Source organism: Rhizobium sp. 01L410 (assembly GCF_056400165.1).
In genome coordinates, this window is record NZ_JBFTST010000014.1 from 93,483 (window position 1) to 104,994 (window position 11,512).

Here is an 11,512-nt window from a genome sequence, read left to right on the forward strand (position 1 = left end):
AGCTTGAGGGCTAACTTAATCACCAAACGCTTGAATAGTCGCGTGACGCCGGCGTGACATGGTGGCGGGAGCCTGAGGGCCTCCCCCCACCGTCAGTTCACGTTGCCTTCGCACATCGGCACCGGCCGCGCCGGCTGAGGGGGATGGTCCGCCTTGTACTGGGCGATGACCGGCTCGAGTTTTTCCTTTGGCCAGAACGCCGGCGTGCCGATCGCCTTGAGGCAGGAGGCGTTCCAGTAGGGGCCATTCGGCGCCAGCGCGCGTCCACCGGCGACGGACTGCGCGACCGCTTTGATATCCTTGGATTCCGGGTAGATATAGAGCGTCGTCGGATTGCCATCGATCATCGAAAGCACCTTCGGCGCGTCCGATGGCGACCAGCTGGTGCATCCGTCGCTCCGCCCGCCTGCATAGGTGACGAGCTTTCCGAGCGGAACATAGCCGGTGCTGTTCGCATAGGTGCTCTCAGGCTTCTTCTGCATGCAGATCCCCGAGACGAGGGCCGCCGCATGGCCGCCGATGGCGCGTTGCCTTGCATTGGCCGTCTCTCCGATGCCGTCGAACTGCACGAAGGAGCGGATGAAGGCGGCTTCGCGATCGGCACTCGTGCGGTAATAGCCCTTAAAGGAAGTCTTGATCTCGCTGGTCAGATAGGCGCCGCCGGCGGTCAGATTGGAATCGAGGGCGTTGCCAAAGTTTTTGGCGCATTCCCGGCCGTTGGAAAAGTTTGCCACGCCCTGGAGGTTGCGGCCACCGCCATGTCCTGCGGAAATGACGCGAAACGATCTGTCGGCCTCGCAGATCACATAAAACCGGCCATCCGACAGGTCACCCGGGTCATTCGGCCGGGTCGCGTCCATGGCGAAATAGCACTCGTTTCGAACCTTGCCTTCGGCGACTTTTGAGAGATAGAGGCGGCGTGCCCGTTCCAGCACCGGCAGGGCGATCTGGCCATTGGCCTCGCCGACATAGGTCATGAGCCAGTCCGGGATCGGCAGACGCCCGTCGGCCCCGGATGCCTGTACTGCCGTCGTGGCCGACATGAGCAGGCTCGCAAAGCCAAGGAGCAGGGATCTTTTAGGCACGGCGCATTCTCCCGGATAGTCTCTCGGCGCATTCGGCCGCCGAACGGTTTGATAGATCTGACCCACGCTCATCCATCAGCGTTGAAGAAGTCTTAACACCGCACTTCCAGTCTTGTCGCGACGATCTGAGAGTAGTCGCTGCCCATCGGATCGTTGAAGAACAGCGTGGTCAGCATTGCCTGGTTTTCGGCCAGAATCTGCTTTGAATCCGGCCGGACGACCTTTCGCGTACAGCGGTTGAAACCGTCGCCGGATGTTTTCAGATCCGCATCGCTTCCGAAATCGAGCGCCGTGTAGAGCGACGGATCGTAAACGCCGAATACCATCAGTCCCTTCAGCGGTGTCCGCTCCACGGGCTTCTGCGTGAACGACAGGATCAGCGATCCGTCCTCATAGGCCGCGTGCATCACATCGGGCTCGGCAAGCTTGATGGCTTTGCCGTTGATGGTAATCTTGGTGTAATAGTCGTATTGCGCCAGTGACTTGCGCACCGTCTTTGCGACAGCCGTCAGTTCGGCAGGTTCAAGCTTCGAATTGCCGTTCTTGTCGAAATCCAGCAACACCGAGGACGAGAAGACCTCGTCGAAGCGCCAGGTATCGCGCAATTCGCCGAGGCTGCCATCGGCGCCCGCTACTGCTTCGAACTTGGCATCGACGAAGATGTGTGGATGGGCAAGCGCGCCCGTCGGCACCCCGCCCATGAAAAGCAGGGTTGCAGCAGCAATTCGGCGTCGAAACGATCGGGAGCTCATAGGACGTGACTGCGCGGAGATTGTGCCCGATTTAAGTTGAACCGATCCCGATAACGGTCCGTTTTTTCTCGCCACGCTAACGGATGGCGGACGCGCTTCAGGAAACACTGTTCCATTGCCATGAGTCTTGGTAATGAGGCGCCCTATATCATTCAGCCGGCTCAATCAGGTGCTATCATGGACGAAAACAAATTCCTTTCACTGTGCAAGGGCGGAAAGTTCAAGGAAGCGCTGGCGCTGGCGATCGAAGGCGGCGAGAAGCAGAAATACACCCCCAGCCGCTTTTCCATGGACAAGAAGACCGGGAGGCCGATTTTCTATCGCGGCAACAAGCGCGTCGAGATGGATGAAAACGGCGAGTGGCTGATCTCCAAGAACACGCAGGTTTGATGAGGGCGGCTGTACGGCCGGTCACATCGCAAAGACGACTGCCCCGCCAGCCAGACCCGCGCCTGCCGCGGTCATCAGAAGGTTCTCTCCTGGCGCGAACGGCCGTCTGCTGTTCTCGACCGAGAGTGAAAGCGGTATGGTTGCAGCGGAAGAATTGCCATATTCGGCGATCGTGCTGACGGCCTTGCTTTCCTCGATCGCCAGATTGCGGCGGATGGCATCGGAAAGACGTGCATTCGCCTGATGCGGAATGAAACGGTCTATGGCCGAAATGGTCCCGGTGGACTGGGCGACGGCCTGAAGCGACGTCCTTGTCATCAGTTCGACGGCACGGGAGAAGACCTCGCGCCCGTCGCGCATCGACATCAGCATTTCATCGCCCGGCGTCTGCCGCGTGAACGGTTTGGAGCTCCCGCCCGCCGGAATGCCGATCAGATCATAGCCGCTACCATCGGACGCCAGCGCGGCGGCCCTGAGGCCGCTTCTCCCATCGCTGCAGGGCGCGAGCACGACGGCTCCCGCGCCGTCGGCGAAAAGCACGGCGCTGGCGCGTTCGGCAGGATTGATCCGGCGGCTGAGAATGTTGGCAGCGACGACCAGCACCGGCCGCCCCTGGGCGCGCACGAAACCATCCGCCAGCGTCAGCGCATAGAGAAAGCCGGAACAGGCCCCGGCAAGGTCGATCGCGCCGGAATTCCTGAGCCCGAGCTTGTGGGCCAGAAGCGGCGCAGACGGCGGCAACAGATGATCGGGCGTCGAGGTCGCAAGAAGGGTGAGGGCCACATCGTCAGCTGCAAGACCGGAATTACTGATCGCCATCCGGCCGGCTGCCGTGGCAAGGCCAGTCAGCGTGTCACCCTCGCTTGCCCAGTAGCGCGATCGGATGCCGGTGCGCCGTTCGATCCAGCCATCCTCCAGGCACAGCCGGTTTTCAATCTCCGCATTGTGGACAATACGCGACGGGACGGCGTGGCCGAAGCCTGCGAGCCTGGAGGAAAGAAGCGCCGTCACGACCCCACCTTTGCCAGGGCGAGCGAAGCCACCTCGTCGATGGCGTCATAGGCGGCGGCAAGGTCCGCCCCAGTCGTGCAATAGGGCGGCATCAGGTAGATGACATTGCCAAGCGGTCGCACGAGCAACCCGCGCTCGCGGAACAGCCGCCGCAGATGCGGGCCGGCCTCGGCGAGATAGCCGCCCGCAGGGACCACGAGATCCAGGGCAGCGATCGTTCCGCATTGCCTGACGCCCGTAAATCGCGGGTCGTTTTCGAAGCGTTTCAGGTGGGCCGAATGCTGCGCGGCCAGCGCATCGATCCTTGCGTCGACAGGCTCGTCGCGCCAGATCTTCAGGTTGGCCACAGCCGCGGCACAGGCGATGGGGTTCGCCGTGTAGGAGCTCGAGTGAAAAAAGGTCTTGCGCCGATCTGAGGACAGATGCGCCTCGAAAATATCCGGCGTGCAGAGCGTTGCCGCCAGCGGCAGGGCGCCACCGGTCAGGCCCTTCGAGGTGCAGAGGATATCGGGGTTGACGCCCGCCTGCTCGCAGGCGAAGCGGGTTCCAGTCCGGCCCCAGCCGGTCATCACCTCGTCGGCGATAAACAGCACGCCATACCGCCCGGCGATTTCCTTCAGAGAGGCGAGAACGCCGCTTGCATAGAATTTCATGCCGCCTGCGCCAAGCACCAGCGGCTCGATGAGAATGGCGGCGGTCCTTTCGGCGCGGCAGAAGCGTTCGAAAGCATCAAGCGTTTCCTGCTCGCGGCCGGCTTCGGGAAAAGGCAGGCGATCGACGCCGAAGAGCAGGGGTTCGAACGGCGCGTTGAAGACGCCGCGTTCTCCCGCCGACATCGTGCCGATCGTGTCGCCGTGATAGGCGTGTTCCATCACCACGATGCGGTCGCGCGCGATACCGCGATTGTGAAAGGTGCCGAGCACCATCTTGATCGCGACTTCCACGGCGGTCGAGCCGCTGTCGGAATAGAAGACGTGCTGCAAACCGGGTGGAGCGAAGGCGAGCAAGCCTTCCGCCAGCGCTTCGGCTGGCTCATGCGTGAATTCAGCAAAGATCACCTGGTCGTAGACCTCTGTCGCCTCGCGGATCGCGGCCATGATGGCCGGGTGGCGATGGCCATGGGTGATGACCCACCAGGAAGAGATCGCATCCAGAATACGATTGCCATCCTCGTCGAAAAGAGAACTGCCTTCTGTCTTTACGATGCGCCTCATCGCCGGTTCGAGGGCGTGCTGGGTGAACGGGTGCCAGACGGGAGAGCGGCTCATGCGCAGTTCTCCAGCATCAGCCGCGTATCGAAATTCTCGCGAAATGCCTGGGCGAGGCTTTCACGCGTCAGATTGTCCAGCATCGGCAGTCGCCCCAGAATATCGACCTGTCCGATGGTGGCGATCGTCGCCTGTGTGTCCGCGTTCTCGGGCCCGATGAAGGCAACGCCGCAAATCGGGATGGCGCGATGGCGCAGCGCCTCGAGGGAGAGCAGCGTGTGATTGATCGTGCCAAGTGCCGTTCGTGCGCAGAGAATGACGGGAATGCGCCACGGCGCGAAGACATCGGCAAAGACGGTGGTAGCCGTCAGCGGCACCAGCAGACCGCCCGCGCCCTCGATGACCAGCGGCCCTTTGCATTCGGGTGGCAGAAGCTTGCCTATATCGATCTCGATCCCATCAATCCGCGCGGAAAGATGCGGCGATAAGGGCGCTGTGAGACGATAGGCTTCAGGCACGATATGGCCTGATGGCAATCCGCTGAGCCGGGCGACGGTCTGGCTATCAGTCTCATCCTCGAGGCCGGATTGCACCGGCTTCCAGTAATGGGCGCCGAGCGCACCGGCTAGGCCCGCCGCAAAGACGGTCTTGCCGATGCCGGTATCCGTGCCGGAGACCACGAAACGCGGTGTCATCTATTGTTTTCCTCCATGACGGCGGCGAGGCAATCGATCATGCTGGCGATCCGGTCGCGGTCTGTATTGAGTGTGATCGACAGGCGCAGCCGCGCGGTGCCATCGGGTACCGTGGGCGGGCGAATGGCGCGGATGTCGAAACCATGATCCTGCAGACGGTCCGCAATTCGGACCGCCTGCGCATTGCCACCGATGATCACCGGCTGGATCTGCGATCCGCTCGGCTGGACGCCAAGCCGACTCTTCAGTTCGTCGCCGGCGAACGAAACCAGTTGCTGAAGGCTGATGCGCCGCTCCGGTTCATCCTCGACCATCCGCAGCGCCTCGCGCACGCCGGCCGCCATGAGCGGCGAGGGCGCCGTCGAATAAATGAAGGCGCGGGCGCGGTTGACGAGGTAGTCGGCAAGCGCCCGGGGAGCGGCAAGCAAAGCGCCGGAAACGCCGAGCGCCTTGCCGCAAGTATGAAGCGCCAGCACATTCTCCCGGCCCTCAAGCCCGGCCGCCAGCCCCCGTCCGCCTGGGCCGAGCACGCCGGTCGCGTGCGCCTCGTCGATGACAAGAAAGCCGTCGTGACGTTCGGCAATGTCAGCAAATGCCGCGAGCGGTGCGCGGTCGCCATCCATGGAGTAGAGGCTTTCGACGGCAACCCAGGGATGGCCCCGGCCACCCTGCTTGCGCCATTTCCCGATCGCGTCGTCGAAAGCATCGGCATCGTTGTGAGCGACGGCGGTCGAGGCCGCCTTGCTGGCTTCGATGCCTTCATGCGCGCTCGCATGGATCAGCGCATCATGGACGATCAGATCCTCACGCTTCGGAAGCGTCGAGAAAAGCGCGGAATTGGCGGCATAGCCGCTGCCAAAATAGAGCACGCGCTCCGCCCCGAAGAAGGCTGCTGCTTCGGTCTCCAGCGCCTCGTGTTCGGGATGATTGCCGCGTAGCAGCCGAGATCCCCCTGCGCCAACGGGAATGCCCCGCTCCATGGCCGCAGCGATCGCCGCCTTGAGACGTGGCGCACCGGCCAGAGCGAGAAAGTCGTTGGAGGTGAAATCGGCGCCGCGCTGCGGGGCCAGATGGCGCAGGCGTGTCTTTCGCTGCAGGCCATCCAGTGTCACAATATAGCCGGCGAGTATCGCTGCGGTCACAGCGCCGGCTCCAGTTGCATTGGCGACAGGCCGAGGCGTCGGAAGAGCGACGTGTCGTGGTCTTCGCCGGGATTATCCGTCGTCAGCAGCGTATCGCCGACGAAGATCGAATTGGCGCCGGCGAAGAAACAGAGTGCCTGCATTTCGTCGCTCATCTCCGTCCGTCCGGCCGAGAGCCGCAGGTGGGATGTCGGCATCAGAATGCGCGCGAGTGCTATCGTGCGGATGAAATCGATCGGGTCGACAGGGGCGGCATGTTCCAGCTTCGAGCCGGGGATCGCGATCAGCTGATTGATCGGAACGCTCTCCGGCGCCACCGGCAGGTTTGCGAGCGTCAGCAGCATGGAGATCCGGTCATCGACCGTTTCGCCCATCCCCAGGATGCCTCCAGCACAGACCTTGATGCCGGCAGCCCGCACAGTCTCCAGCGTATCGAGCCGGTCTTCGAAGCTCCGTGTGGTGATGATTTCGGAGTAGAAGCGCTCGGACGTATCGATGTTGTGATTGTAGTAGTCGAGGCCCGCTTCTGCGAGCCTGTCTGCCTGCGTGGCCGAGAGCATGCCGAGCGTCATGCAGCTTTCCATGCCAAGCGCCTTCACGCCCTCGACCATGGCGGTCAGCGTGTCCAGATCGCGATCCTTCGGGCTGCGCCAGGCGGCCCCCATGCAATAGCGAGTCGCCCCGGCATCCCTTGCCTTGCGCGCCTCCGCGAGAACGCGCTCGACCTCCATCAGCTTCGACGCCTTTAGCCCGGTCGGATTGTGCGCCGACTGGCTGCAGTATCCGCAATCTTCCGCACATCCCCCCGTCTTGATCGAGAGGAGCCGGCTCATCTGCACGGCATTGGGATCGAAATTGGCGCGATGAACGGTTTGCGCCCGGAAGAGTAGATCATTAAACGGTAAATTATAGATAAGTTTTGCGTTGTCTAACGTTTTGGTCGGTTTGTGCGGAGCGTGACGTGCTTCAAACTCGGTATTCCGAACGATTTCTGGCATTCTTGTCGCCTCAAGATTAAAATTATGGATAGAAAATATATTTTATCGATAATTTGGCAAGCCGTAATTCCGGAGTGCGATTTCTGGCCGGTTGAGGCGGAAGCTCGCCCGCTGGCTTTACTGTCTTTAGTGCGGCTGCAGCCCGCGGAACCCGAGTTGCGGCGGCCGGTGGCACGCGTTAGTGATGTCGTCATGCTGGATAAAATCGATGAGCGCCTCGGCGCGCGGGTGCGTATTGAACGGGAAATTCGCGGCTGGTCGCTGACCGAGCTCGCGAAACGCTCAGGTGTTTCCCGCGCGATGATCCACAAGGTCGAGCGCGGCGAGGCAAGCCCGACGGCAATGCTTTTGGCCCGTTTGTCAGGCGCTTTCGAGATCAGCATGTCGACACTGATGGTGCGTGCCGAGATGCAGGAAGGGATGTTGCTGCGCAAGGACGACCAGCCGGTCTGGATCGATCCCGTTACCGGTTATGCGCGCCGCCATGTCTCGCCGCGATCGGTGACGCCGATCGATGTGATCGATGTCGATTTCCCGCCGGGCAAGGAATCGGGCTTTCCCGCCTCGTCCTATGCCAATCGCAAGCACCTCGTCTGGGTGCTGGCGGGCGAACTTGTCTTCATCGAAGGCGGCGTCCGCCATGAGATGCGGGAAGGGGATTGCCTCGAACTCGGCCCTCCCAACGATTGCATCTTCCGGAATGAAACGGCCGAACCCTGCCGTTATGCGGTGATCGTTCTTCGTGAGGCCTGACGGAGTCGATCATGCTACTATAGTGGTATGATCAGCATGGCGGAAACTGAAGCCTGCTGCGCTGGACCGCTTGCCGCGCCGGCTTCCTGCAGTCCCGTATGGACGGAAATGCCGCCTTGACACAGATCGAATGTCCATCATATTGGCATAGATAATCCACGATGGTGGACGACTGTGAGCCTTGGCCAAGATAGGGGAATCGATGATGCCTCGCCAGATCCATCTGAATGCCTTCGATATGGTCTGCCCGGGCCACATCCAGCAGGGCATGTGGACGCATCCGCGGGACCAGTCTGACCGCGTCAACGATCTGCAATATTGGATGGAATACGCGAAGAAGCTCGAATCCGGTCTGTTCGACGGCATCTTCTTTGCCGATGTCCTTGGTGTGTATGACGTCTATGGCGGCAGTCCGGATGCGGCGGTGCGCGGCGGGGTGCAGATCCCCGCCAATGATCCGACGATCGTCATCCCAGCGATGGCGGCGGTCACCAAGCATCTCGGTTTCGGCGTTACCTGCAATCTCACCTATGAGCAGCCGTTTCTGTTTGCCCGGCGGATGTCGACGCTCGATCACATTACCGGCGGCCGCATCGGCTGGAATATCGTCACCGGTTATCTCGACAGCGCCGCCCGCGCCATCGGCCTCAAGGGTCAGACCGCGCATGACGACCGTTACGATCTCGCCGACGAATATATGTCGCTGGTCTACAAGCTTTGGGAAGGATCCTGGGACGACGACGCCGTTATTGCCGATCGCCGGAATGCGATGTTTGCCGATCCGTCAAAGGTTCGCGTGATCCACCACGAAGGACCGCAATACAAGGTCGATGCGATGCATCTCTGCTCGCCGTCGCCACAGCGCACGCCGGTGCTTTATCAGGCGGGTTCTTCGCCGCGCGGGCGCGAATTTGCAGCGACCCATGCGGAATGCGTCTTCGTCAACGGCCAGAAGAAGGAGGATGTCCGCAGTATCACCGCCGACATCAAGGCGCGGGCGCAAGCGAAAGGCCGCTCGGCTGAGGACGTCAAGGTGTTCCTTGGCGCCAGCCTCGTTCTCGGCAAAACCAATGCCGAAGCGCAGGAAAAGTTCGAGGAATACAAGCGCTACGTCAGTTCCGAAGCGGCGCTGGTGCATGCGGCCGCATCGCTTGGTATCGATTTTTCGAAATACGATATCGATGAGCCGATTGAGACGGGCAAGAGCCAGGCGATCGTCTCCAATGTCGAGATCATCAATAAGGCGGCGGGTCCGCAATGGACGCGCCGCAAACTTCTCGAGCAGATGGTGCTGGGCAGCCGCCAGACCCCATGGGTGGGCTCGGCCGAAGAGATTGCCGATATGCTGATCGGCTGGAGCGGCGAGACCGGCGTGGCGGGCTTCAATCTGTCGCGTACCATTGCGCCTGAGAGCATCGAGGATGTCATCGATCTGCTGATCCCTGTTCTTCAGGAGAAGGGGGTCTACAAGACGTCATACGCAGAAGGAACCTACCGCGAGAAGCTGTTCGGCACGGCACGCCTGCCATCGACCCATTCGGCCGCGCAATATCGCGGCGGAGCCGGCTCCCGGTAGCAGCTCTCAGCATCATCAGGAAGGATTGAACGTGGTCGATAAAACTGCGTATCGCGATGCCATGGCCGGGCTTGCGGCTGCGGTGAATATCATCACCTCGGATGGAGCCGCAGGCCCTGCCGGCTGCACGGTTTCGGCGGTCTGTTCGGTGACAGACGAGCCGCCGACGCTGCTGGTCTGCATCAATCGCTCCAGCGCCAATAACGAGATCATCCGCCGGAACGGCAATCTCTGCGTCAATATTGTCTGCGCCGAGCAGAAAGAGATCGCGATGCAATTCGCGACGAAGGGATTATCGGTCAGCGAGCGCCTTGCCAGTGCCAACTGGAGCACACTTGAAACCGGAGCGCTGGTGCTTGATGGCGCAGTCTCCGCCATCGATTGCGAGGTCGATTCCGTGTCAGAGGTCGGCACGCATACGGTTTTCTATTGCCGTGTGAAGGCGGTCCGCAATCAGCCGGGCCGCGATGGATTGATCTATTTCGGACGCGATTTTCATCGGGTGGCGACCAGGCCGGTCAATGCGGCCGGACCTGCGGCCTGACACGATGCGCGGCCTAGCGACATCTGCCGCGGGCGATCCGCCGGCCAAGCCAGCCGGCCGAAAGGCCGTTTCGCTGGCGATCATCCTCGCGGCGCAGGTGGCGGCGATGAGCGTGTGGTTCTCGTCGAGCGCGGCAATCGCCAGCATCAAGCAGCAATATGCAATCGGCGCTTCGCAGGAGGCGATGCTGACCACGGCCGTGCAGATCGGCTTCGTGGCCGGAGCGGTCGTCTCGGCGCATCTGTCGCTGGCGGACCGTTTCGATCCGCGGCGGCTGTTTGCGCTGTGCGCCGCGATTGCCGCCATTGCCACGGGATGTCTCGTCTTCATGGCGCCTGTCGGCCCCGGTGCGATCGCGCTGCGTTTCCTGACCGGCATCTGCATGGCGGGCGTCTATCCGGTCGGCATGCGCATGGCCGCGACCTGGGCAAGCCGCGATCTCGGCCTTCTGATCGGTCTTCTGGTCGGCGCCCTGACGCTCGGCTCGGCCAGCCCGCATCTTCTGGCGGCGGTCGGCGATGTCGAATGGCGTGCAATCTACGGCGTGGCTTCGGGATCGGCGGCGGCCGCTACCGTGCTCATCACCTTCGCCAAGCTTGGCCCCAACATCCGCCGTGCGCCATCGGTCGATCTATCGAAGATTGCCGAAAGCTGGCGCCGGACGTCGTTGCGGCGCGTGAATCTCGGCTATCTCGGACATATGTGGGAGCTCTACGCCATGTGGGCCTGGCTGCCGGTCTTCCTGCATCAGTCGTTTGCGGCGCGCGGTCTTCAGAACGCCGACACCAAGGCGGCCTGGCTGACCTTTGCCACCATCGCTGCCGGGGCGGCCGGCTCCTGGCTCGGCGGGATCGTCGCCGACAGGCGAGGCCGGACCTTTGTGACCACAACTGCGATGAGTGCCAGCGGCATATGCGCGCTGCTGATCGGCTGGCTCTATTCCGCGCCGCTGTCCTTGCTGGTGCCCGTGGCCATCATCTGGGGCATCACCGTGATTGCCGACTCCGCCCAGTTTTCGGCCTCGGTCGCGGAGCTTGCGGAGCCCGGCTCAGTCGGGACATTGCTGACGGCGCAGACATGCGCGGGCTTTCTGCTCACGATGGTCAGCATTCACCTCGTTCCCGAGGTCCGGGCGCTGCTCGGCTGGCCGGGCGCCTTCACGATGCTTGCGCTGGGTCCCTTCGCGGGATGTGCCGCGATGTTGAGGTTGCGGCGCGACCCGGAAGCACGGCTTCTGGCCGGCGGCAGGCGTTAGCCGGGCTGCAAGCCGCAGCCGTTTTCGATTGGAAACATCCGCAGAGACGATCCGCCCGGTTGCCAAAAAGCCATAATTGTTCCACCTACATCGGTCATTGATA

General features: G+C 62.1%; 12 protein-coding genes. 5 read left to right on the top strand and 7 right to left on the bottom strand.

Features of this window, described 5'->3' with window-relative positions; translation table 11 throughout:
• Positions 1–92: 92 nt before the first annotated feature.
• The gene (locus AC1DV9_RS25135; RefSeq protein WP_112390001.1) at positions 93–1,043 is read right to left on the bottom strand and encodes a hypothetical protein; all 951 of its coding nucleotides are present in this window, start codon (positions 1,041–1,043) and stop codon (positions 93–95) included.
• A gap of 134 nt (positions 1,044–1,177) precedes the next feature.
• Positions 1,178–1,837 (bottom strand): DUF1007 family protein, encoded by a 660-nt coding sequence (locus AC1DV9_RS25140; protein WP_112390000.1) that lies wholly within the window; start codon positions 1,835–1,837, stop codon positions 1,178–1,180.
• Between the two features lie 177 nt (positions 1,838–2,014).
• Between AC1DV9_RS25140 and AC1DV9_RS25145 the strand changes: the two genes are divergently transcribed.
• Positions 2,015–2,227: a hypothetical protein gene (locus AC1DV9_RS25145; RefSeq protein WP_112389999.1), complete on the top strand. Its 213-nt coding sequence runs from the start codon at positions 2,015–2,017 to the stop codon at positions 2,225–2,227.
• Between the two features lie 21 nt (positions 2,228–2,248).
• Here the strand turns inward: AC1DV9_RS25145 and AC1DV9_RS25150 are convergent, their stop codons facing one another.
• From AC1DV9_RS25150 to bioB, 5 genes are read right to left on the bottom strand one after another with little or no spacing between them, the layout of a single operon-like run.
• Positions 2,249–3,238, bottom strand: a complete 990-nt coding sequence (locus AC1DV9_RS25150) for a beta-ketoacyl-ACP synthase III (protein ID WP_477950397.1) — start codon at positions 3,236–3,238, stop codon at positions 2,249–2,251.
• Positions 3,235–4,506: an adenosylmethionine--8-amino-7-oxononanoate transaminase gene (locus AC1DV9_RS25155; protein ID WP_477950398.1), complete on the bottom strand. Its 1,272-nt coding sequence runs from the start codon at positions 4,504–4,506 to the stop codon at positions 3,235–3,237. Before AC1DV9_RS25155 ends, AC1DV9_RS25150 begins: the two co-directional genes overlap by 4 nt.
• Positions 4,503–5,141, bottom strand: coding sequence for a dethiobiotin synthase (bioD, locus tag AC1DV9_RS25160; RefSeq protein ID WP_112389996.1), 639 nt, complete (start codon positions 5,139–5,141; stop codon positions 4,503–4,505). Before bioD ends, AC1DV9_RS25155 begins: the two co-directional genes overlap by 4 nt.
• Positions 5,138–6,283: an 8-amino-7-oxononanoate synthase gene (locus tag AC1DV9_RS25165; protein WP_112389995.1), complete on the bottom strand. Its 1,146-nt coding sequence runs from the start codon at positions 6,281–6,283 to the stop codon at positions 5,138–5,140. The genes bioD and AC1DV9_RS25165 overlap by 4 nt, the downstream gene beginning before the upstream one ends.
• Positions 6,280–7,281, bottom strand: a complete 1,002-nt coding sequence (bioB, locus tag AC1DV9_RS25170; protein WP_112389994.1) for a biotin synthase BioB — start codon at positions 7,279–7,281, stop codon at positions 6,280–6,282. Before bioB ends, AC1DV9_RS25165 begins: the two co-directional genes overlap by 4 nt.
• Here bioB and AC1DV9_RS25175 point away from each other — a divergent pair.
• The 4 genes from AC1DV9_RS25175 (at position 7,231) to AC1DV9_RS25190 (ending at position 11,409) form a co-directional block, all read left to right on the top strand.
• A complete protein-coding gene (locus tag AC1DV9_RS25175) occupies positions 7,231–8,034 on the top strand; it encodes a helix-turn-helix domain-containing protein (RefSeq protein WP_310301306.1) in 804 nt (267 codons plus the stop codon). The two genes, bioB and AC1DV9_RS25175, sit on opposite strands and share 51 nt — an antisense overlap.
• A gap of 205 nt (positions 8,035–8,239) precedes the next feature.
• Positions 8,240–9,610: an LLM class flavin-dependent oxidoreductase gene (locus AC1DV9_RS25180; protein ID WP_112389992.1), complete on the top strand. Its 1,371-nt coding sequence runs from the start codon at positions 8,240–8,242 to the stop codon at positions 9,608–9,610.
• A gap of 31 nt (positions 9,611–9,641) precedes the next feature.
• Positions 9,642–10,154: a flavin reductase gene (locus AC1DV9_RS25185; protein ID WP_112389991.1), complete on the top strand. Its 513-nt coding sequence runs from the start codon at positions 9,642–9,644 to the stop codon at positions 10,152–10,154.
• Positions 10,132–11,409 (top strand): MFS transporter, encoded by a 1,278-nt coding sequence (locus tag AC1DV9_RS25190; protein WP_477950399.1) that lies wholly within the window; start codon positions 10,132–10,134, stop codon positions 11,407–11,409. Before AC1DV9_RS25185 ends, AC1DV9_RS25190 begins: the two co-directional genes overlap by 23 nt.
• Positions 11,410–11,512 lie beyond the last annotated feature (103 nt).